This window comes from Streptomyces sp. NBC_01481, from assembly GCF_026339995.1.
Taxonomy (GTDB): Bacteria; Actinomycetota; Actinomycetes; order Streptomycetales; family Streptomycetaceae; genus Streptomyces.
Genome location: NZ_JAPEPT010000001.1, coordinates 2,177,759 through 2,198,091, shown reverse-complemented (window position 1 = coordinate 2,198,091; position 20,333 = coordinate 2,177,759). Strand labels below are relative to the sequence as shown.

Here is a 20,333-nt window from a genome sequence, read left to right as displayed (position 1 = left end):
ACGGGCCGTCAACTCACACACCCGTCATCTGTGTTGTCACCGCCCGGCGTACGGCGCAAACAGCCCGGGTATCACCGATTCGGGCAGGGGGATCACGCCATCTGCCACGCTTGTGCGAGGAGTTCGGGGATGACGCGCTGGTATGACGGCCCCCTGGCCGCATTTGACACTGAGACAACCGGAGTCGACGTCGAGGAGGACCGCATCGTTTCGGCTGCGGTCGTCGTCCAGGACATGACGGGCGGCCGCCCGCGCGTCACACGCTGGCTGGTCAATCCCGGGGTGCCCGTGCCCCCGGGAGCCACCGAGGTGCACGGACTGACGGACAATCACCTTCAGCGCAACGGCCGCTGGCCGGCGCCCGTGGTGGAGGAGATAGCCAGGCTGCTTGCCGAGCAGTGCGCCGCGGCCCGCCCGCTCGTGGTGATGAACGCACCCTTCGATCTGACCATCCTCGACCGGGAGTTGCGGCGCCACCGCGCGGCGTCGCTCGCCCAGTATCTGGAGAACGTCCCGCTGTGCGTACTGGATCCGAGGGTCCTGGACAAGCATCTGGACCGCTACCGCAAGGGCCGCCGTACCCTCTCGGACCTGTGCGACCAGTACGAGGTGGTGCTGGACGGCGCCCATGACGCGGCCGCGGACGCGATGGCGGCACTCGAGGTCACCCGGGCGGTGGGGCGCCGTTTCGCCTCGCGCCTGGAGCGTCTTGCCCCCTCGGAGCTGCATACGCTGCAGGCGGTGTGGCATGCGGCGCAGGCGCGCGGGCTGCAGGCGTGGTTCGCCCGCAGTGGTGCGCCGGAGGAGGTGGACCCGCACTGGCCGCTGCGTACGGATCTGCCCGCCGCGGCCTGAGTCCGGGTGGCGCCCCGATCGGAGCGCCACCCGGTTCCGTCAGCCGGTGAATCCCGCGGTGATGGAGGTGAATTGCCAGGTGCTCTGGCTGATGCCGGAGCAGTTGCTCACCACGCCGCCGCCGGGGCAGGGACGGTCACGGTTGACCGACCAGTACGCGAGCCGGGCGATGTGGTGGGAGTTGGCCCAGTCCTTGATCTGGGTCCAGGTCGCCGGGCTGGTGAGTTCCTGCTGGTCGCTGAGGCCGTTCATGCCCGAGATGCCGATATGGGCGTAGGCGGTGGCGTCCGACCAGCCGAAGGTGCTCTTGAGCTTGGTCTTGAGCCCCTCGGTCGCGTTGACGGTGTTGCCGTACATGTCGGCGCCGCCGCCGAAGTCGAACGGCATGATCGTGAAGACGTCGATGTCGGCCTGGAGCGCGTTCGCGCGCTCGATGAGCCGACTGCCCCACCAGGTCGGGCCGGTGGTGCTGGTGCCGAAGGTGAGGATCGTCTTCAGGCCGGGGTTGTTCTGCTTGACGATCTTCAGCGCGCCGAGGATCCGGTCCTGGACGACCTCGTTCTCGAACTCGTCGCTGTTCTCGATGTCGACGTCGATGGCCTTCAGGCCGTAGGCGCTGATCACCTGCTGGTAGGCGCCGGCCAGCGCCTCGGGGGTTGAGCAGTTCGGACCGAGCTTGTTGCCGCTCCAGCCGCCGATGGACGGGACGATGTCGCCGCCCGCGCCTCGGATCGCGTTGATGGTGGACTGGTCAATGCCACCGGTGAGCGGGCGGTTGCCGTCCCAGGCGGGGTTGCAGCCGCCGGAGGAGAGGATGAAGGCCATGGTGAACCACTTGATACCGGTCGCGCTCATCACCGAGGTGGCACTGGGCGGGTCGCCCCAGCCCAAGTAGAGGTACGGGGCCGCCTGCTTGAAGCCGGTGCCACCGCCGCCGCCCGCGTCGGTCGTCACACTGACGGCCGTCGAGGCCGGTGAGAGATTGCCCGCCGCGTCGCGGGCACGCACGGTGAAGCTGTACGAGGTACTGGCCGCCAGGCCACTGACGGTCGCACTGGTGCCGGTCACCGTGGTGGCTCTCGTCGAGCCCTGGTAGACGTCGTAGCCGGTGACGCCGACATTGTCGGTCGACGCGTTCCAGGCCAGTGAGACGCTGGAGGAGGACTTGCCGGTGGAGCGCAAATTCGTGGGTGTGGTGGGTGCCTGGGTGTCGCCGCCGCCTCCGCCGCCGGGACCGTCGAGGCTGATGTCGTCGGCGTAGTAAGTGCCCTGCGCGTACCAGCCGTTGACGTAGATCTCGGCGGTGGTCTGTGCCGCGCCGGTGGTGAACGAGACGGACAGCTGGGTGTAAGCGGTCGCGGACGGGGTCCAGGTGGACGTCCCGCCGGTCACGCCGAGGAAGACATAGCTGCCGCGTACCCAGCCCGAGAGTGTGTACGCGGTGTTGGGCTGCACCGCGACGGTCTGGGTGCACTTTGCGTTGTCGCTCGCGCTCACGGCACCGGCGAGCGCCTTCGTACCGCTGTGCACGGGGCTGCTCACCGCCGAGCCGAGTCCGCCGGTGCAGGACCAGCCGGACAGGGAGCCGGTTTCGAAGCCGGGATTGCTGAGCAGGTTGGCGGCCTGGGCCGTGCCGGGCACGGCGAGCGATGCGGCTGCGGCGAGCAGCGCCGCACCGAGTCCGGCCAGTAGGCGATTTCGGATACGCACGTGACCTCCCGGTGAAGGGGTGGGGGCGAGTCGTTCGGACCGGACGCGGCGCCACGATTGGTCTGGACCTGCGAGGCGGATTAGAGCGGAGTGGCGCGCTCACGTCAAGAGCGGGCGCGGGACAACGGCCGCCGCCGACCCGGGAGTTGAAGCCCGGAAAACGCAGTGAGGCCGGTCCGTCGACTGACGGACCGGCCTCTCCCGGTGGGCGATACTGGGTTCGAACCAGTGACCTCTTCGGTGTGAACGAAGCGCTCTCCCACTGAGCTAATCGCCCGGGAACGCACTGAACCATACAGGCCCCGGCGGGCTTCCTTCAAACTCCGTCCAGGTAGGCGGCAAGTCCGCGCCTGCCGCCGCGCATCATCACCGCGTGGTTGGCACGGAAGGCCGGGCGGCACGGCACCGCCAGCCGCCTCATCAGCGGCTTGCACACCTCCACCTCCTGTTCGTACAGCGCTCGTGTGCCCGCCCCGCGCGCCGAAAGCGTCCACCGCGCCCAGCCCTCCAGGTCCCCCTCCATCCCCACTTCCAGCACGCCTGCCGCCGGGTCGCGCCTCTCGGCGCGGGCGGTGACAAGCAGTTCGTACGGGAGGAAGGAGCGGAAGCGGGCGGTCCCGGTCAGCTCGTCGAGCGGGGTCACCTCTCGCACCTGCGGCCACCAGCGCGGGTAGTCCTCGACCCGCTCGAGCACCGCGAACACGGCGGTGGGCCGCGCGGTCAGGTCCCAGATGCTGCGGAAGCGGTATCGGCACCAGTTCATGGCCCAAGTCTGCGCCCGGGAAGGTGTACGGCGGGTGTACTCACACGCGAACTGAGTATGCGCGCCCATGCCTCGGGTTGTGGCGGTGGCCACACTCCGCACTATGGAGAACGTTCCGCCACCCGCCGAGGAACTGGCGATCCTCGACCGCGAGCTCGTCCGACTGGACGCCCGCCGGGCCCAGTTGCTGGCCCGCAGAGCCTGGCTGCTCACCGTCGTACAGCAGCATGTGGCGCCGCCGCCTCCGGCGGCGCGGCCCTTTGCCGCTCCCCCGCCGGACGCCGCGCCGCGCAGTGTGCAGAACCTGCTGCTCACGCTCGGCGGCATCCTGCTGACCATCGCCGCGATCGCGTTCACGCTGGTCAGCTGGGGTCACTTGGGTATCGGTGGGCGCTCGGCGGTGCTCGGCGCCGTGACGGTCGCGGCGCTCGCCGCACCGGTCGCGCTGTTGCGGCGCAAGCTCGCCTCCACGGCGGAGTCCCTGGCAGGTCTCGGCCTGGTGCTGATGGTGCTGGACGCGTACGCCCTGCACCGGGTCGCGCTGGCGGAGACCGGCCCGCTCGCCTACGCGGCCGTCGCCTCGGCCGTGCTCGCCGCGCTCTGGTCGGCGTACGGGCTGTCCCTGGAGCGGCTGCGGATTCCGCTGCCGGTGGCCGTGCTGACCGCGCAACTCCCGCTGCCGCTCTGGTCGCTGACCGCCGGCCCGGGCGCACCGCCGATGGAGTGGGCCCTGCTGGCGACCGCCTCGCTCGATGTCGCGGTCGCGCTGTGGGCGAGGGGGCGTCCGGTGGATCAGGCTGGATCAGGGAGCGGCGTCATGCGGCTTCGGATCCAAGGCGGAGGAGGGAGGCATGGCGGAGCCATGCCGACCGACGACAACGCCGGAGACGGAGTCGCAGGGCGTCGCAAGCCCAGCCAGATCCACCGGACACCCTCTAAGCCGGGACTCCGGCCCTTCGCGGCCACCTGCGCCGCGGTGACGGGTGGCTGGGCCCTGCTTATCGGCGGCGCGCAGTCGGTGACCGCTGACACACCGCTCGACGCGCTCGCCCCTGCCGGGCTGCTCCTCGCGGCGGCGGGCGTGGCGCTCTTCGCGGCCTGGCGCTCGCCGCCGGCCTCGGTGCCCTGCTCCGCCGTGGCCGGTCTCGCGACGATCGCGGCGCTCGGCGCAGTGGCCCGCGCGGGCGTCCCCGAGGGATGGTCGGTGCTGGGGTATCTGCTGTGCTCGGTCGGCCTGTTGGTTCTCGTACGGACGGCCTCGCCGCAGCGACTGCGTCCGGGCCTGACCGCCGCGGCGGGCGCGGTCCACGCGCTCGCGGCTCTCGTGACGCTCCCCCTGGTGGCGCTCACCCTGGCGGGGCCGCTGTCGACGACGGACACCATCTGGTCGTCGGCCACCGGGCCGACAGCCCGCGGCGCACTGGGCGTACCGCTCCCGGGGCCGGGCCTGACGGCGTCCCTGCTTGTCCTGCTGATCGTGGCGGCGATGCTGGCGACGGCGTCGCGCTGGTGGCTGTCACCGACGGCGACGCGAACCCCTGCCCCCGGCGACGACTCGGACGAGACCACGCAGCACGACCGCGCGGGCGCGCCGGAAGCTCCCACCCCGGCAGGTCACCCCACCCCTGCGCCCGGCACGCCGGGTACACCGCCCCCGGCCGGACCGGCCGGACCCACCGCGGGCCCGCCGCCCACCGACGCCTCCTGGCCCGCCTGGGGCCCGACAGTCGGCGCTCCCACGGCCTCTGCGGCCCGGCCCGACCGCCGTGCCGCGGCCGGCACCGGGGCCATCGCCCTCGCGTGGGCCGGGCTGTTCGTCGTGCCGCCCGCGCTCGATCTCGGCTACGTCGCGACCCTGACACTGCACGTGCTCCTCACCGCCGCCGCCCTGGCGCTCGCCGTGCGTCCCGCGTGGACCGCCCGGCTCGCCCCGGCCGCCGTCCCCGTCGCCCTCGCCTGCTCTCTCGCGGGCGCCGGGAGCGTCGCCGTACTGGCCATGGCCACGCGCCCCGCGACGTTCACGGTGCTCGGCACCCTGACCGCCGCCCTCGCCGCGGCCGCGTTCACCGCCCGCGGCCCGCGGGCCGTGCAGGCAGTCCTCGCCTGCACCGCCACCGGCTTCGCGACCGCACTGCTCGGCGCCGTCGCCGCGGCCGCCGAACTCCCGCCCCACCGGGCCGCGTTGCTGATCCTCGCCGTCCCCGCCGCCGTGGCCCTGCTCGCCGCCCGGCTGGGCCGCCACCCCGTGGCCCTCCCCATGGAACTCACCGGCGCGGCCGCGGGCCTTGTCGCGGTCGTCCTCGCCACCGGGGACAGGCCGACCCTCGCCCTGGTGCTGGCGCTCGGCGCCGTGATCGCCGCGGGCACCGCGGTACGGGCCGAGCGCCGCCCCGCCGCCGGATATCTCGCCGCGGTGCTGTTCGTGCTCGCCACCTGGGTACGGCTGTACGCATCGGACGTCACCACCCCGGAGGCGTACACCCTGCTCGTGACCCTCCCCGCGCTCGCCGTCGGCGTGCTGCGCCGCCGCCGCGACCCGGGGGCCTCGTCCTGGACGGCGTACGGCCCCGGTCTCGCCGCGACGCTGCTGCCGAGCCTCGTCGCGGCCTGGGGAGACGACCACTGGCTGCGCCCGCTGCTGCTCGGCCTGGCGGCCCTGGCCCTCACGCTCACCGGCGCCCGGCTGCGCCTTCAGGCGCTGCTGGTGCTCGGCGGCGCGGTGCTCGCCCTCGACGCGCTGCACGAGCTCGCGCCGTACGTCGTCCAGGTCGTGGGCGTACTCCCCCGCTGGCTGCCGCCCGCGCTCGCCGGACTGCTGCTCCTCGCCGTCGGCGCGACCTACGAGCAGCGGCTGCGCGACGCCCGGAGGCTGCGGGACACCCTGGGCCGGATGCGCTGACTCGGCCCCGGACGCACGAACGCCGAAGGCCCGGAGACTCGACGTCTCCGGGCCTTCGGTCCGGGTGGGCGATACTGGGTTCGAACCAGTGACCTCTTCGGTGTGAACGAAGCGCTCTCCCACTGAGCTAATCGCCCGGGCACTCCGCAAAGATTACCCCATGTCAGAGTGTCCCCCAGACCATTTTCAGGTCACTCCTTGATCTTCCACGGCATCACGATGCCGAACTTCCAGACGTAGATTCCGACCAGCACGGCGATGATCACCAAGCCGATCGTGGTCAGGATGATGTTGCGCCTGCGGACCCTCGGATCGAGCGCGCGCTGCGCCGCCTCGGTCACCTTCCGCTTGGTCCAGCGCAGCACCAGCTGCGCCCAGACGAATTCCGTCGCCCAGATCGCCATGCCGCCGAAGATCACCAGCCAGCCGGGTCCCGGCAGCGGCAGCATCACGATGCCGGCGCCGACCACCGCGAGGCCGACGACGAAAACACCGACCTGCCAGCTCACATGCAGCGGCCTGGACCGCTTGATGAAGTGGGGCGCCCTCGAGCCCAGCACCGGCTCCTTCGCCGCCGTCACGTCCCCCGTGGCGGGAACCTCGGTCGTCTTTTCGACGACCTCGCCCCGCTCGTCACTCTCCGCATTCATGAAGCCAAACGTACCGGATTCGGCGTGGTCACCGGAATGGCCCTATAACACAAAGTGATGCACCGCTATACGAGCGACATGAAGGATCACAAAACGGTCAGAGGGGTTTACAACGGCACCGTAGGTGGCATGTCGATTTCGCCGACGTGCGAATCCCCGAGCGCACACTGAGCGAAAGGCCCTGGCGCTTATGAACACCACGGTCAGCTGCGAGCTGCACCTGCGCCTCGTTGTATCGAGCGAGTCTTCACTGCCTGTACCCGCGGGCCTGCGGTATGACACGGCCGATCCCTACGCCGTGCACGCCACCTTCCACACCGGAGCCGAAGAGACGGTCGAGTGGGTCTTCGCCCGCGATCTTCTCGCCGAGGGTCTGCACCGGCCCACCGGCACGGGCGACGTCAGAGTCTGGCCGTCACGCAGTCATGGCCAGGGCGTCGTCTGCATCGCGCTGAGTTCCCCGGAGGGCGAAGCCCTGCTCGAGGCCCCGGCGCGGGCCCTGGAGTCGTTCCTGAAGCGGACCGACGCCGCGGTGCCACCCGGCACCGAGCATCGTCACTTCGATCTCGACACGGAGCTCTCGCACATCCTCGCCGAGAGCTGAGCCAGGCCGATAGCTGCACGGCGCCGTCCGACTCGGGGCGACGGCGCCGCGCGGACAACCACACACGTCAGACACCGGCGCCGTCACCGCGGATTCCACCGCAGTGACGGCGCCGGTGCGCTCAGGTCCTGTCCGGTCGACCAGGCCGCGAACCCGGCAAGATCGGCCGGACAGGGTCTAGGCACGAACCGCTAGAGTCAGCGCAATTCGGCGGGCACCGGCCCGCAGCAGCCAGGGAGCGAATCGTGCTGATCCCCCACGACACCCGCATCGCCCTCGACACCGTCGTCGATCTGGTGAACACCGCCCCGGAGAGCGGGCAGGACGACGCGCTCGCGGACGTCGCCTCGCTGTACGACTTCGTACGAAGCCACAGTGTCAGCGGCGTGGGCGAGCTGAGCCAGCGGGACCTGAAGGCCGTGCAGGGCGTGCGGACGCAGTTCGCGGAGATCTTCGCAGCGCCCGACAGCCGCACTGCGGCCGAACTGGTCAACGAACTGGTGGCGGCTGCGGGAACCACCCCGCAGCTCACCGACCACGACGGCTACGACTGGCACGTGCACTACTTCGCGCCGGGTGCATCGGTCGCCGACCATCTCGCGGCGGACTGCGGGATGGCGCTGGCCTTCATCGTCGTCGCGGGCGAACAGGAGCGCCTCCGGCGCTGCGAGGCCCCGGACTGCGGGCGCGCCTTCGTCGACCTCTCCCGCAACCGCTCACGCCGCTACTGCGACAGCCGCACCTGCGGCAACCGCCTGCATGTCGCCGCGTACCGCGCGCGCCGCAAGGAAGCGGCCGGCTGAGGGGCCCCGATCCCCTCACAGCAGGAACAGATCGTGTACCGCGGCCATGAGCAGCAGAAAGCCGATCACCGCGAGAAAGATCATCAGGGGCGGCTGGGAGAGTGCGAAGAGGCAGCCACGCGGCTCTTCGGTCGGTGCGGGGGCCTCGCCCCGTGAGGTATCGAGCATCTCGGGGTGATGATGGCGCAGAGCAGCCTGCCGTGATCGATCAACACGCCCCTCGACTGCGGGAGTTCACCAGATCCCGTGTTTGCGGCCATGGCGTGATACGTCAGATGCCGTGCTTCTTGAGGATCGCCTCGATGTCGCTGAAGTCCTCGCCGGAACCGGCGGCCTTCGGCTTCGCCTTGGGCTGGGTCGCGGGACGGCTGCCCGGCCCGAGAGAGGGCGCCGACGCTGCCGGGGCGACGACCCCCTGCTCCGCCGCCCTGGCGGCGGCCTTGCGTTCCTTGCGAGTCCCACCGCCCCGCCGCTCGATGGCCCGGGTGGTCATGAAGAGCAGCCAGGCGCCGCCGAGCAGGGCGAAGCCGAACCAGGCGGACGGGCTGAAGGCCGTGTCCACGACCCATTCGACCGCGCCGGTCAGCACCAGGCCGATGGGGACCAGCGAGTAGGCGGCTATCCGTGCCGCGGCGAGGAAACGCTTGCGGTACGCCGTGACGGCGGCGATGCCCAGGCCCGCCGCGGACACCGCGGAACAAATGGTCTCGGCAAGCATCCGGTCCTCCAGGCTCAGACGGGCATGAGGGGGTACGTCCCTTCCATCGTGCACCGTCGGGCCCCGTTGCGGCCACGGTCCCGGACGACCTCAGGGAGATCTCCGGGGCGGTCTCCTCCCCAGGTCCCGGTCGATGCGGGTGGCCACGGACTGGGACACTGGACCCATGAGCGACTCCACCACCGCCCGCCCCGTCGTGCTCGACGTCTGGTGCGAGCTCCAGTGCCCCGACTGCCGCAGCGCCCTGAAGGATCTGCGGGCTCTGCGCGAGCGCTACGGCGACCGGCTCGAGCTGCGGCTGCGGCACTTCCCCCTCGACAAGCACAAGCACGCCTTCACGGCGGCGCAGGCCGCTGAGGAGGCTGCCGAACAGGGCAAGGGCTGGCCGTACATCGAGGCGGTGCTCGGACGCGTCGACGAGCTCGCCGCGAAGGGCGAGCCGCTCCTGCTCGACGTCGCGCGTGAACTGGGCCTGGACGCCGAGGAGTTCGACACCGCCCTGATCGACGGCCGGCACATCCTGATCGTCGACGCCGACCAGGCCGAGGGCCAGGCGATCGGCGTGACGGGCACGCCGACGTACGTCATCGACGGCGAGCGTCTCGACGGCGGCAAGAGCCAGGAGGGGCTGCGGGAGCGCATCGAGGCGATCGCGGACCGCCTGCTCGGCTAGGTCCGGCTAGATGAGCTGCTTGAAGCTGTTGATGTGGGTCGTCTCGTAGCCGAGCGACTCGTACAGCCTGAGCGCCGGGGTGTTGTCCGCGAAGACGTGCAGTCCGAGCAGCGGCAGCCCGGCGTCCAGCGCGACGCGCTCGGCGAGCAGCATCAGGGACCGGCCATGGCCGCGGCCGCGCTGTCCCTCGACGACCTCGACGTCGTACACGTACGCCCCCGTCTCACCGGGACGCACCTCGCGCCGGCCGACGAGGACATGGCCCACAACGGCGCCCTCCCGCTCCAGGACGTGGAGCCGGACGCCCGGGCCGGCGAGGCCCTCGGGCAGGAGCGCGCTGTGCTGAGCCTCCGACTTGGCGCGCGCCTCGGCCGCGGGGACTCCCCTGTCGATCCAGTTCTGTGCGTAGGTCTCGACGGCCGTGGCACGCCACTGCGCGAACTCCGCCTCGCTCATGGGGCGGCTCGCGACATCCGGCGGCAGGGCGGACGGGCCGTCGGGCAGCTCCTTGAGCATGTTGCGGCCGCGCTCGACGTAGCCGAGTGCGGCCGCGAGCCGCGTGGCCGCGGTCGCCTCCGGCGGAACGGCGACCTGCACCTGGGTGCAGCCCCAGCCACGCAGCACCTCCTCGGCGGCGAGCGCGGCGACGGTCCCCCGCCCGCGCCGCCGGTCTCGCTCGTCGATGCCCAGCGAGCGGATGGTGCCCGCGGTGGCGCTGAGAGCGGGGAAGGTGGCGATCTCGATCCGGCCGACGGGACGGCTGTTGACACAGACCTCGTAGAGCCGTGACTGCGCGCCGTCCGCCTCGTGTTGAAGCGGCCCGGTCGGCCGCAGGGTGGTGGTCATCAGGGGTGTTCTACCTGCCCTGCGGCCGCTCGTCACGGGGTTTTACAGAGCCTTCGGATCCGCGTCGGCGGCCGACCGCTCCTCGAAGATCCGCATGGCCTTGGCGGTGACCGGTCCCGGCGCCTCCGTGAGCGCGCGGTCGTCGACGCGCCGGACCGCCTGTACGTCGCGCAGCGTCGAGGTCAGGAAGATCTCCTCGGCCCGCTCCAGCACGTCGAAGGGCAGGTCGGTCTCCTTGGCCCCGGTCCACGCCACGGTCAGGGCGCGGGTGATGCCCGCAAGACAGCCGGAGGAGACGGGCGGGGTGTGCAGCTCGCCGTCGACGACCACGAAGACGTTGGAACCGGTGCCTTCGCAGAGCTGTCCGACGGTGTTGGCGAACAGTGCCTCGGACGCGCCCTGCTCGCTGGCCCTGGCGAGCGCGACGACGTTCTCGCCGTACGACGTCGTCTTGAGCCCGGTCAGGGCGCCGCGCTCGTTGCGGATCCACGGGACGGTGATCACCGCCGTGGCGTCGGGGCGGCGCCGGCTCTCGCCGAGCGCCACGATCAGTGTGGGCCCCTCGGTGCCGCGGTCGGAGCCGAGCGGCGAAGGGCCGCCGGTGTAGGTGATGCGCAGCCGCCCGAGCTCCATGGGGTTGGCTTCCAGTACGGCCGTGCAGGCGCGCCGCACCTCGTCCAGGTCGGGGTCGGGCAGGCCGAGGCCGCGGGCCGAGCGGGTCAGCCGGTCGAGGTGCCTGGTGAGGGCGAAGGGCTGGCCGTGCACCGCCTTGACCGTCTCGAAGATGCCGTCGCCCACGGTCAGACCGTGATCGAACACGGATACCCGGGCGTTCTCGGCGTCCGTGAGTCCGCCATTGACCCAGAGCTTCATCCAGCTGTCCTTCCGCTTGCCGCGTACACCCCCGACGCTACCGCGAGCAGCCGGGACGCCTTCAGCTCGGTCTCGTCCCACTCGCGCTCGGGGTCGGAGCCCCAGGTGATCCCGGCGCCCGTGCCGAAGCGCAGCACCGGTCCTCGGGGCTGGTCGCGGTCGATCCAGAACGTGCGTATGCCGACGGCGAGCTCGCCGGTGCCGCGGTCGGCGTCGACCCAGCCGATGCCTCCGCAGTACGGGCCCCGGGGTGCCGTCTCCAGAGCGTCGATGATCTTCAGCGCACTGGACTTGGGCGCACCGGTCACCGAGCCGGGCGGGAACGTGGCCGCCAGCAGCTCCGGCCAGCCCGCCTTCGGCCCCAGCTCGCCGCGGACGGTCGAGACGAGGTGCACGAGACCGGGATGAGCCTCGACGGCGCACAGGGCGGGGACGGTGACGGTGCCCGTGGCGCAGACCCGCCCGAGGTCGTTGCGGACCAGGTCCACGATCATCACGTTCTCCGCGCGGTCCTTCTCCTGCAGGTCCTCGGCGGTGCGTCCGGTGCCCTTGATCGGCCCGGACTCGACGATCTGCCTGTCGCGCCTGAGATAGAGCTCGGGGGACGCGGTGGCGATCTCGACGCCGTGGGCGGGCAGCCGAATCGTTCCGGCGTACGGAGCGGGGTTGCCCCGCGCCAGCAGGGCGGTCAGCGCGTCGACGTCGGCCGCATCGGGGTCGGGCAGGGGCGCCGAGAGAATTCGGCAGAGGTTCGCCTGGTAGACCTCGCCCGCCGCGATGTGTTCGCGGATGCGGTGCACACCGGCCGTGTACGCCTGCCGGTCCAGCGAGGAGGTCCAGTCGCCGGCGGCCGGTCCGCGCCAGCGCCCCGGCACGGGCTCGGGCACCGGCTGCGTACGAACATTGTCGAAGCGGGCGCAGGTCAGACGGCCCTCGAAGTCCGCGGCGACCGCCCAGAAGCCGGCGGAGCCGAGTGCTTCCGGGTCGCTGGTGACATCACGGATGTCCGTGGCGAGGAGGTGGCCGAAGCGGGCCAGAGGAGCAAGGTCGTGCACGTCTGTGAGTGTATGGCGGGCGCCGACGGGCCGCTGCGGCGTGAACATACCTCAGCACGCTGCGGAAACGCGTTTTTGTGCTGGACCAGGAATCCGCTAGAGTTCAACACGTCGCCGGGTCGCGCAAGCGGGCCGGAAACGACAAGCGGACGTGGCTCAGTTGGTAGAGCATCACCTTGCCAAGGTGAGGGTCGCGAGTTCGAATCTCGTCGTCCGCTCGATGGGGGATCTTCCCGAACCCCTGCACTCCGGGTGGAGTGGCCGAGAGGCGAGGCAACGGCCTGCAAAGCCGTCTACACGGGTTCAAATCCCGTCTCCACCTCCACGGACGATTAGCTCAGCGGGAGAGCGCTTCCCTGACACGGAAGAGGTCACTGGTTCAATCCCAGTATCGTCCACTGGATCCGCAAGGATTCGCGCGCGATTAGCTCAGCGGGAGAGCGCTTCCCTGACACGGAAGAGGTCACTGGTTCAATCCCAGTATCGCGCACGCAGCACCACGCAGGACCGCAGCACAACTCAAGATCGTCCCGCGCGATTAGCTCAGCGGGAGAGCGCTTCCCTGACACGGAAGAGGTCACTGGTTCAATCCCAGTATCGCGCACCAGCCAGAACCCCCGGCCGTCGAGACGGCCGGGGGTTCTGTCGTCCGTGGGGCGGCTCAGGAGGAGAAGAGCATCCGGCCGAAGCTCTTCTGGCGGTGGTGGCCGCCGTGGTGTCCGCCATGGTGCGGGGCGCCCCAGGCGGGCGCGGCGGGTGCGGGGTAGGCCTGCGGGGCCGGCGGCGCGGGCGGGGCCTGCGTCCACTGCGACTCCAGGCGGGTCAGGGACTCCAGCTCGCCGTAGTCGAGGAATATCCCCCGGCAGCCGCTGCACTGCTCGATCTGAACGCCGTTGCGGTTGTACGTGTGCATCGCTGCATGGCACTTGGGACACTGCATGATCTGCTCAGCTCCTCGCCGTTCGGTCGACGTCGCCGGGATGCATGCCCGGTGACAGGTGGTTCAGCCTACGACGGAGGCTCGAACTCCAACTCGGGCGGGAGGGCGGCAATTCGGGCACACGCGGCGATCACGGCCTGCTCGACCTCGTCCGGTTCGCGGTGTTCTGCGGCGGATTTCGCGAGGGCGAGGGCGGCGGTCTGGACGGTCAGCGCGCGGGCGGGAGCGTCGAGTTGGGGCCAGGGGTCGCCGTCACCGCTGACCGCGGGCCCCTGTGCGGCCGTGTACGCCCCGAGGAAACGCCCCCAGATCTCCGGGGCCAGCAGCCCGGCCGCGTACCAGGCGGCGGGCCGGGCCAGGTCCCAGGCAGGGTCGCCGAGGCCGAGATCGTCCACGTCGATGAGCAGCCAGGGGCCGGCGGGGGCGGGATGGCGGACGAGCTGGCCGAGGTGGAGGTCGCCGTGGCAGAGCGTGCCGGCGCGGGGCGGGGGCGCTTCGTCGCGGGCCCAGGCGGGCAGGCGCGCCCATGCCCGCTCCACGGTGGCGGCCGCGGGGTGCCCGGCCGCCGCCGCACGCATCCGGGCCATGGCCACGGCGGCCTTGGCGGGGCCGCGCATGGGAGGGATGGGGCCGGGGAGCCCGGCGGGCTCGATCCGGTGGAGCCGGGCCAGCAGGGCGGCGGCTTCCTCCCAGGGGGCGGTGTCGGGATCCGCGGGGTCCACGGGCAGGCCGTAGGGCCAGGCGGTGACGGGCCGGCCGTTGACGTCTCCGGCGGGGAGCGGGACGGGGGCCAGGAGGATGCCGGTGAGGCGGGGGTGGGCGGCGACGGCGAGGCGGGCGTGGTGCGCGCCGGGGTCGGTGCCGGGGGCGTGGGCCTTGGCGACGGCTTCGCCGTGCCGGACGACGGCGCCGTCGTCCCGCTCGGCGAGCACGGCCTCGTCGTGCCCGCAGGCGGGGCAGGCCTGGCGCGGCGTGAAGAGGTGGGCGGCGTCGCGGGCGACGTAGGCGAGCGTGCGGACGACGTCTGCGGTCACGGTCTCCCCCCGGGGTGCGGTTTCCCTGGCGGGAGCCTACGCGGCGCGGGTGCGGGCGGGGGTTTTCCCCCACCCCGCCCTCCCCCTACGGCCTGGCGGCCGCGGGAGGTACCCCCATCCCGAAACTGGGGCGAGCCCCCAGCCCCCAGAGGGGAAGGGAAGTGCGGGGGCTGACGCCCCCACAACCCGCGCCCCGGCTTCGCGGCGCGACCCGGGTACCCCCGTGTGCAGCGTGGGCCTTCACGAGGCGAGGCCGCCCGTTGCCGTTGCCGCGCGCGTCGGGTTTTGGGGGCGACCCATAACCCAGGCGCCGGGTTCGGGGCGCGAGGCTCGCATCGCCATGGAGCCCGGGCTTGGCGGGTTCGGGGGCGAGGCCCGCAACCCGTGGGGAGCCCGGGCTTGTCGGCGCGGGCCCCACAACCCCCGCCGGCCGCCGCGGCGCAGGGCTCGTAAACTCGAGGACCCCGGGCTTCGCCGCGCGAGGCCCGCACCGCCGTGGAGCGCCTCATTCGCGGCACACGGCCGTGCCCTCGCGGAGCCAGGGCTTCGCGGCGCTGGGCCGCCCGTACCCCCGTGGGGTCCACTTCGCAGCGTGGTGGTGGCACAGCCGAGGTCGACCAGCTGCGTGGCGCGGTGGGCGCGCACGCCGAGCCGACCAGGCGTGCGGCTCAGCGGTGTGCCTCGTAGTCCGCGCGGGGTGAGCCAACCCCCGGCTTCACGACGCTGCTGCGCCCCGTCCCGGCGGACGGAGTCCGGCGCAGCGGCCCGAAGCCCGTGAGGCCCGCCAGGGCCGAGCGGTGCGAGGGGCGCACGCACGAGGGGAAACAGCGCGATGGCCGGTCAGCTCCCCAGCTGACCGGCCAAACGCTGCCGTCCGCCGCACCCCCGTCCCCACGGGGTTGTTGGCCGGATGTCCCCGACCCGGACCGCTCTTCCGGGCCCGGGGCGCCGCTCAGCGCCCCAGCATCACGCCCACGGACGACGCTTGTGTGACCACTGCTTCCCAGCCGCCGAAGGCGACCACGAGCAGGGCTGCGAGAGGGAGCACCATCGCCGTCGCCACCAGCGGATGGCGTCGGCCCGACGGGCGGCCGCCGAACGCGGCGAATGCCCTGCGTCCCTGCGTGCGGATCATCGTCCGCGATGCCGTGTCGGCCATGGTCCCTCTCCTGTCGTATTTGGCAGCGGCGGGTGTCTGACCTCGGGGGACGAGTGCTGCACCCGCCGCTTGACTTCAACATTAGGGATCCGGGGGGTCCCGGGCGTCATGCCCTCGTACCGATTGCCGGGCCTCCCGGAGGATGAGCATCGCCCCGGTGACGTACTCCCCTGGGTGGAGACGAGCTCCTAGGACTTGGGGTCTTCCCCGAGGGGACGCTCCGAGGAGTCCTCCCGTGGCACCGGCTGCTCGACCAGTGCCAGCACCCTCGTGGCCATGAAGCGCGCTGTCCGCACCACCGTTCCCGTGCGGGTGACTTCGCTCACTTCCACCACCCCCCTGCGCACCGCCGTCTCGACCCTGCGACCCGCCCTGCTTGCCACCACTTCGTACGTACGAGTCGTGTCTCCCGCGTCCACGACTATCTCCACGCGGTCACCCTTCACGATCCAATCCCCCTTCTGCGACGGACCTTTGAGATCTCGCACGGGTCACGGGGGCCCGATCCGCGGCCCCCTGACCACTCTTCAAGTTTCCCACCCGGCACTGACAATCGATCGGGCCGCGAGGGCGCGGCCTATGAGCACACCGGGGCAGGGGTACGTAAGCTGTGCCACGTCAAACGGACGACCGTGGCAGCGGGGGTGGGGTCTCCCCACCGTAGGTAGGGGACGGACATGGCGATGATGCGGCTCCGGCGCGAGGACCCGCGTGTCGTCGGCTCGTTCAGGCTTCACCGGCGGCTCGGCGCGGGTGGCATGGGGGTCGTGTACCTCGGGTCCGACCGGCGCGGGCAGCGCGTGGCTCTGAAGGTGATCCGGCCGGACCTCGCGGAGGACCAGGAGTTCAGATCGCGCTTCGCGCGCGAGGTCTCGGCCGCGCGGCGGATCCGCGGCGGCTGTACGGCACGGCTGGTGGCCGCCGATCTGGAGGCGGAGCGCCCGTGGTTCGCCACCCAGTACGTCCCCGGTCCCTCCCTGCACGACAAGGTGGCCGAGGACGGCACGCTCCGGGCCGCCGAGGTGGCCGCGATCGGGGCCGCCCTGTCGGAGGGCCTGGTCGCGGTGCACGAGGCCGGGGTCGTCCACCGGGATCTGAAGCCGTCGAACATTCTGCTGTCGCCGAAGGGCCCGCGGATCATCGACTTCGGCATCGCCTGGGCGACCGGCGCGAGCACACTTACACACGTCGGCACGGCGGTCGGCTCACCCGGTTTCCTCGCACCCGAGCAGGTGCGCGGCGCCGCCGTCACCCCGGCGACGGACGTCTTCGCGCTGGGCGCCACGCTCGCGTACGCGGCGACCGCCGACTCGCCCTTCGGACACGGCAGTTCGGAAGTCATGCTGTACCGGGTGGTGCATGAGGAGCCGCAGCTGTACGGGGTTCCGGACGCGCTTGCTCCGCTCGTACGGGCCTGTCTGGCGAAGGACCCCGAGGAGCGGCCCAGCACGCTGCAGCTGTCGATGCGGCTCAAGGAGATCGCGGCCAGGGAAGCCCAGGGGCTGTCGGAGGCCCGTCCTCCCGCCCAGCGCGAGCGGATCGAGCAGGACCGTCCGACCTCGCGCTATCCGCAGCGTACGCAGCGCGTGGAGCGCTCCGAGAGGGTGGAGCGGACCGAGCGCCTCGAGCGGCGGACGGCGGGCACGTCCATGCCGCGCCCGGCGCAGCCGCCGCGCACCGGCGGCACGCGCCCTCAGGCGCCGCGCAACACCTCCCGCACGAACGGGCGCCAGGGCACCAAGCCCGGCGTGCGCCCCACATCGCCCGGGCGGCGGCCCGCCAATCCGCGGCTGCTGCGCCAGCGCATCATCGTCTTCGTCGTGGTGACGCTGATCGTGGCGCTCGGAATCGCGGCAGCCCAGCAGCTCTAGCAGGTTGCGTGGGGCTGCGGCTCAGGCGCCCGGGCGGCCCGTCGCGACCGCGTAGAAGGCGACCGCGGCGGCCGCGCCCACGTTGAGCGAGTCCACTCCGTGCGCCATCGGGATCCGCACCCACTCGTCGGCGGCGACCAACGCCTGTGTCGAGAGCCCGTCGCCCTCCGCGCCGAGCATCAGCGCGACGCGCTCCAGCCGGTGGGGGGCCGCCTCGTCGATGGCGGAGGCCTTCTCGTCGGGGGTGAGGGCGAGAAGCTTGAAGCCCGCTTCCCGTACGGACTCCAGGCCCCTGGGCCAGGATTCGAGACGTGCGTACGGGACGGAGAAGACCGCACCCATCGACACCTTCACGGAGCGGCGGTAGAGCGGGTCCGCGCAGTCCGGCGAGAGGAGCACCGCGTCCATGCCGAGGGCGGCGGCACTACGGAAGATCGCGCCGATGTTGGTGTGGTCGTTGACCGACTCCATGACCACCACCCGGCGGGCGGTCAGCAGCAGTTCGTCGGCCGTGGGCAGGGGCTTGCGCTGCATGGAGGCGAGCGCGCCGCGGTGCACGTGGTAGCCGGTGACCCGTTCGGCGAGCTCGGGGCTCACCGCGTACACGGGTGCCGGGAGCTCGTCGATGACGTCCCGCATGACATCGACCCACTTGGCGGAAAGCAGCATCGACCGCATCTCGTAACCGGCGTCCTTGGCGCGCCGGATGACCTTCTCGCCCTCGGCGATGAACAGGCCCTCCGCGGGTTCGCGCTTGCGCCGCAGCTCGACGTCGGTCAGACCCGTGTAGTCGCGCAGGCGCGGGTCGTCGGGGTCCTCGACAGTGATGAGATCAGCCACAGGGTGATACTGCCTTCTCCTGGGTGTGGTGCCAACGGCTGGGCGCAGGTCGGTTACTGGCGGTTACGCGGTGCGGAACGCTTATGGCTTGCGCGGGCCGACGGTGACGACATCGCCGATGACGATGACCGCCGGCGGGCGTACGTCCTCGGCCCGGACCGTCTCGGCGACGGTCGCCAGGGTCGCGTCGACGCGGCGCTGGGACGCGGTCGTGCCCTCCTGGACCAGGGCCACGGGGGTGTCGGGGCTCTTTCCGTGTGCGACGAGGGTCTGCGCGATCGCGCCGATCTTGTCCACGCCCATCAGGACGACGAGCGTGCCGCGGAGCTTGGCGAGCGATTCCCAGTCGACGAGCGAACGCTCGTCGTCGGGGGCGACATGGCCGCTGACCACCGTGAACTCATGGGCCACCCCGCGATGGGTCACCGGGATGCCGACGGCGCCGGGGACGCTGATGGAGCTGGAGATGCCGGGGACGACGGTGCACGCGATGCCCTCCGCGGCGAGGGCTTCGGCCTCCTCCATGCCGCGGCCGAAGACGAAGGGGTCGCCGCCCTTGAGGCGCACGACCGCCTTTCCCGCCCTCGCGTGCTCGATCAGGGCGTTGTTGATGGCCTCCTGGGCCATGAAGCGGCCGTACGGGATCTTCGCGGCATCGATCACCTCGACGTGGGGCGGGAGTTCGTCGAGAAGGTCCCGCGGGCCAAGGCGGTCCGCGATGACGACGTCCGCCTCGGCGAGGAGGCGGCGGCCGCGGACGGTGATCAGATCCGGGTCGCCGGGGCCGCCACCGACGAGGGCGACGCCAGGGGTACGGGTGCGGTGGTGAGGCGCCGCGAGGGAGCCGTCGCGCAGGCCCTCGACAATCGCGTCGCGCACGGCTGCCGAACGGCGCGGGTCGCGTCCCGTCAGCACGGCGACGGTCACGCCCTCGGACCGGCCGGTGGCCGGGGTCCAGGCGGTGGCGGCGCCGGCGTCGTCGGAGCGTACGCACCAGGTGCGGGTGCGCTCGGCCTCGGCGGACGCGCGCGCGTTCGCCTCTGCGTCGGAGGTCGCGATAAGGGCGTACCAGGTATCCGCGAGGTCGCCCTCGGCGTACGTGCGCCGCTCCCAGCCGATCTCGCCGGCCGCGGCCATCGCCTCGACGGAGGGCGTCGCCTCCGGGGACACGAGGACGATGTCGGCACCGGCCGCGATGAGCGCGGGCAGGCGCCGCTGGGCGACCTGGCCACCGCCGAGGACGACGACGCGGCGCCCGGTGAGGCGGAGTCCGACGGGGTAGGCGGGGTGCTCGGCTTGCTCAGCGTGCGCGGCGGGTTCGGCTTGCTCAGCGGGCTCTGCGTGCTCGGCCATGGCGGTCGTGGCTCCTCGTGCGGGGCGGTGCGTGTACGGGACCGCTGCGGCGGTGAAGCGGCTGGTGAGGTGGGGTGGGGTGGGGCCCTGGCGAATACCTTAAGGGGGTGGGGGGTTTCTCCCCTGCCCCGCCCCTTCCCGAAACTGGGGCGGTGCCCCAGACCCCGTGGGGGGCTACGCGGGGGCTGACGCCCCCACGGCCCCCGGCGGCAGCTTCGCGCCGCGGCCCGTGGCCCGGGAGTCGGGGGGCGGGCGTAGCGGCCATCGGAGGCGGCTACCGGCCGGTCGCCCGGAACGGGAGGCGGGCCTGCCGACAACCGCGCCGCGGCCGCCGACGACGCCCGACGACCCGCCAGAGGCCTCCAGCAACCGGTCTCGCTCCGAGACGGGCGGGCGGGCGGTGGGACAACGGCCCGCCGAAGGCGGGCACACCCACCACCGGACCGCGGCCACCGAGGCGGCAAGCCGCCGGGCGGAAGCCGACGACGACGGCCGCCCACCCACCGGAAGCCCCAACCGAGCCGGTCGGCCCGAACGGGCGGGACAACGGCCCGCCGAAGGCGGGCGCACCACCCACCGGGCGACAGCCACCGACCGGTCGCCCGGAACGGGCGGCGGGCCTGCTGGCCAGCGGGCGGAAGCCGCCGACGGCGCCCGACCACCCACCAGAGGCCTCGAGCAACCGGT

Annotated in this window: 20 protein-coding genes and 7 tRNA genes; 11 read left to right on the top strand and 16 right to left on the bottom strand. The window is 72.2% G+C overall.

The window, feature by feature from the left end; translation table 11 throughout:
- The first annotated feature begins 129 nt into the window (after window positions 1-129).
- A complete protein-coding gene (locus tag OOK40_RS10215; protein ID WP_266478592.1) occupies window positions 130-855 on the top strand; it encodes a 3'-5' exonuclease in 726 nt (241 codons plus the stop codon).
- A 39-nt stretch (window positions 856-894) separates the two neighbouring features.
- Here OOK40_RS10215 and OOK40_RS10210 read toward each other — a convergent pair whose 3' ends face one another.
- From OOK40_RS10210 to OOK40_RS10200, 3 genes are all read right to left on the bottom strand, one after another.
- The gene (locus tag OOK40_RS10210; protein ID WP_266478588.1) at window positions 895-2,565 is read right to left on the bottom strand and encodes a carbohydrate binding domain-containing protein; all 1,671 of its coding nucleotides are present in this window, start codon (window positions 2,563-2,565) and stop codon (window positions 895-897) included.
- A 205-nt stretch (window positions 2,566-2,770) separates the two neighbouring features.
- A tRNA-Val gene (locus OOK40_RS10205) sits at window positions 2,771-2,842 on the bottom strand.
- Window positions 2,843-2,881: 39 nt separating this feature from the next.
- Entirely contained in the window at window positions 2,882-3,328 is a 447-nt protein-coding gene (locus tag OOK40_RS10200; RefSeq protein ID WP_266478585.1) for an SRPBCC family protein, read from the bottom strand.
- A gap of 103 nt (window positions 3,329-3,431) precedes the next feature.
- Here OOK40_RS10200 and OOK40_RS10195 point away from each other — a divergent pair, with 103 nt between their 5' ends.
- Window positions 3,432-6,227, top strand: a complete 2,796-nt coding sequence (locus tag OOK40_RS10195) for an SCO7613 C-terminal domain-containing membrane protein (RefSeq protein ID WP_266478575.1) — start codon at window positions 3,432-3,434, stop codon at window positions 6,225-6,227.
- 65 nt (window positions 6,228-6,292) lie between these two features.
- Here the strand turns inward: OOK40_RS10195 and OOK40_RS10190 are convergent.
- Window positions 6,293-6,364: transfer RNA gene (locus OOK40_RS10190), tRNA-Val, on the bottom strand.
- A gap of 54 nt (window positions 6,365-6,418) precedes the next feature.
- On the bottom strand, window positions 6,419-6,877 hold the full coding sequence (locus OOK40_RS10185) for a TIGR02611 family protein (protein WP_266478572.1): 459 nt from the start codon (window positions 6,875-6,877) through the stop codon (window positions 6,419-6,421).
- 190 nt (window positions 6,878-7,067) lie between these two features.
- Here OOK40_RS10185 and OOK40_RS10180 point away from each other — a divergent pair, with 190 nt between their 5' ends.
- Both OOK40_RS10180 and OOK40_RS10175 read left to right on the top strand, forming a co-directional pair.
- Window positions 7,068-7,481 carry an SsgA family sporulation/cell division regulator gene (locus tag OOK40_RS10180; RefSeq protein ID WP_003959770.1) on the top strand — a complete coding sequence of 138 codons (414 nt, stop codon included), beginning with the start codon at window positions 7,068-7,070 and terminating at the stop codon, window positions 7,479-7,481.
- A 245-nt stretch (window positions 7,482-7,726) separates the two neighbouring features.
- Complete coding sequence (locus OOK40_RS10175) at window positions 7,727-8,284, top strand: CGNR zinc finger domain-containing protein (RefSeq protein WP_266478569.1); 558 nt, start codon at window positions 7,727-7,729, stop codon at window positions 8,282-8,284.
- 15 nt (window positions 8,285-8,299) lie between these two features.
- Here OOK40_RS10175 and OOK40_RS10170 read toward each other — a convergent pair whose 3' ends face one another.
- Both OOK40_RS10170 and OOK40_RS10165 read right to left on the bottom strand, forming a co-directional pair.
- Window positions 8,300-8,452: a hypothetical protein gene (locus OOK40_RS10170; RefSeq protein WP_186357054.1), complete on the bottom strand. Its 153-nt coding sequence runs from the start codon at window positions 8,450-8,452 to the stop codon at window positions 8,300-8,302.
- A 103-nt stretch (window positions 8,453-8,555) separates the two neighbouring features.
- Window positions 8,556-9,002: a hypothetical protein gene (locus tag OOK40_RS10165; protein ID WP_266478565.1), complete on the bottom strand. Its 447-nt coding sequence runs from the start codon at window positions 9,000-9,002 to the stop codon at window positions 8,556-8,558.
- A 166-nt stretch (window positions 9,003-9,168) separates the two neighbouring features.
- Between OOK40_RS10165 and OOK40_RS10160 the strand changes: the two genes are divergently transcribed.
- Window positions 9,169-9,675 (top strand): DsbA family protein, encoded by a 507-nt coding sequence (locus OOK40_RS10160; RefSeq protein WP_266478562.1) that lies wholly within the window; start codon window positions 9,169-9,171, stop codon window positions 9,673-9,675.
- Between the two features lie 6 nt (window positions 9,676-9,681).
- Here OOK40_RS10160 and OOK40_RS10155 read toward each other — a convergent pair whose 3' ends face one another.
- Genes OOK40_RS10155 through OOK40_RS10145 form a run of 3 tightly spaced genes read right to left on the bottom strand, consistent with a single transcriptional unit; the run spans window position 9,682 to window position 12,449 of the window.
- Window positions 9,682-10,521 carry a GNAT family N-acetyltransferase gene (locus tag OOK40_RS10155; RefSeq protein WP_266478558.1) on the bottom strand — a complete coding sequence of 280 codons (840 nt, stop codon included), beginning with the start codon at window positions 10,519-10,521 and terminating at the stop codon, window positions 9,682-9,684.
- 42 nt (window positions 10,522-10,563) lie between these two features.
- Complete coding sequence (locus OOK40_RS10150) at window positions 10,564-11,394, bottom strand: aminotransferase class IV (RefSeq protein ID WP_266478555.1); 831 nt, start codon at window positions 11,392-11,394, stop codon at window positions 10,564-10,566.
- Entirely contained in the window at window positions 11,391-12,449 is a 1,059-nt protein-coding gene (locus OOK40_RS10145) for a chorismate-binding protein (RefSeq protein ID WP_266478552.1), read from the bottom strand. Before OOK40_RS10145 ends, OOK40_RS10150 begins: the two co-directional genes overlap by 4 nt.
- 145 nt (window positions 12,450-12,594) lie before the next feature.
- Here OOK40_RS10145 and OOK40_RS10140 point away from each other — a divergent pair.
- The 5 genes from OOK40_RS10140 to OOK40_RS10120 all read left to right on the top strand — a co-directional run bounded on the left by OOK40_RS10140 (window position 12,595) and on the right by OOK40_RS10120 (window position 13,056).
- Window positions 12,595-12,667: transfer RNA gene (locus OOK40_RS10140), tRNA-Gly, on the top strand.
- A gap of 33 nt (window positions 12,668-12,700) precedes the next feature.
- Window positions 12,701-12,774: transfer RNA gene (locus OOK40_RS10135), tRNA-Cys, on the top strand.
- 1 nt (window position 12,775) lies between these two features.
- Window positions 12,776-12,847 (top strand) — tRNA-Val (locus OOK40_RS10130).
- Between the two features lie 20 nt (window positions 12,848-12,867).
- A tRNA-Val gene (locus OOK40_RS10125) sits at window positions 12,868-12,939 on the top strand.
- Window positions 12,940-12,981: 42 nt separating this feature from the next.
- Window positions 12,982-13,056 (top strand) — tRNA-Val (locus OOK40_RS10120).
- Window positions 13,057-13,110: 54 nt separating this feature from the next.
- Here OOK40_RS10120 and OOK40_RS10115 read toward each other — a convergent pair.
- The 4 genes from OOK40_RS10115 to OOK40_RS10100 all read right to left on the bottom strand — a co-directional run bounded on the left by OOK40_RS10115 (window position 13,111) and on the right by OOK40_RS10100 (window position 16,028).
- The gene (locus tag OOK40_RS10115) at window positions 13,111-13,389 is read right to left on the bottom strand and encodes a zf-TFIIB domain-containing protein (protein ID WP_266478549.1); all 279 of its coding nucleotides are present in this window, start codon (window positions 13,387-13,389) and stop codon (window positions 13,111-13,113) included.
- A gap of 68 nt (window positions 13,390-13,457) precedes the next feature.
- Window positions 13,458-14,423 (bottom strand): phosphotransferase family protein, encoded by a 966-nt coding sequence (locus OOK40_RS10110; protein WP_266478546.1) that lies wholly within the window; start codon window positions 14,421-14,423, stop codon window positions 13,458-13,460.
- A 952-nt stretch (window positions 14,424-15,375) separates the two neighbouring features.
- Window positions 15,376-15,582 carry a hypothetical protein gene (locus OOK40_RS10105; RefSeq protein WP_266478543.1) on the bottom strand — a complete coding sequence of 69 codons (207 nt, stop codon included), beginning with the start codon at window positions 15,580-15,582 and terminating at the stop codon, window positions 15,376-15,378.
- Between the two features lie 188 nt (window positions 15,583-15,770).
- A complete protein-coding gene (locus tag OOK40_RS10100; protein WP_266478540.1) occupies window positions 15,771-16,028 on the bottom strand; it encodes a hypothetical protein in 258 nt (85 codons plus the stop codon).
- 231 nt (window positions 16,029-16,259) lie between these two features.
- On the opposite strand from OOK40_RS10100, the gene OOK40_RS10095 reads away from it, so the two are divergent.
- Window positions 16,260-17,453, top strand: coding sequence for a serine/threonine-protein kinase (locus OOK40_RS10095; RefSeq protein ID WP_266478537.1), 1,194 nt, complete (start codon window positions 16,260-16,262; stop codon window positions 17,451-17,453).
- Window positions 17,454-17,474: 21 nt separating this feature from the next.
- Here the strand turns inward: OOK40_RS10095 and OOK40_RS10090 are convergent, their stop codons facing one another.
- Entirely contained in the window at window positions 17,475-18,293 is an 819-nt protein-coding gene (locus OOK40_RS10090; RefSeq protein WP_266478534.1) for an RNA methyltransferase, read from the bottom strand.
- 81 nt (window positions 18,294-18,374) lie between these two features.
- Window positions 18,375-19,646: a uroporphyrinogen-III C-methyltransferase gene (gene cobA, locus OOK40_RS10085; protein WP_266478530.1), complete on the bottom strand. Its 1,272-nt coding sequence runs from the start codon at window positions 19,644-19,646 to the stop codon at window positions 18,375-18,377.
- Between the last annotated feature and the right edge of the window lie 687 nt (window positions 19,647-20,333).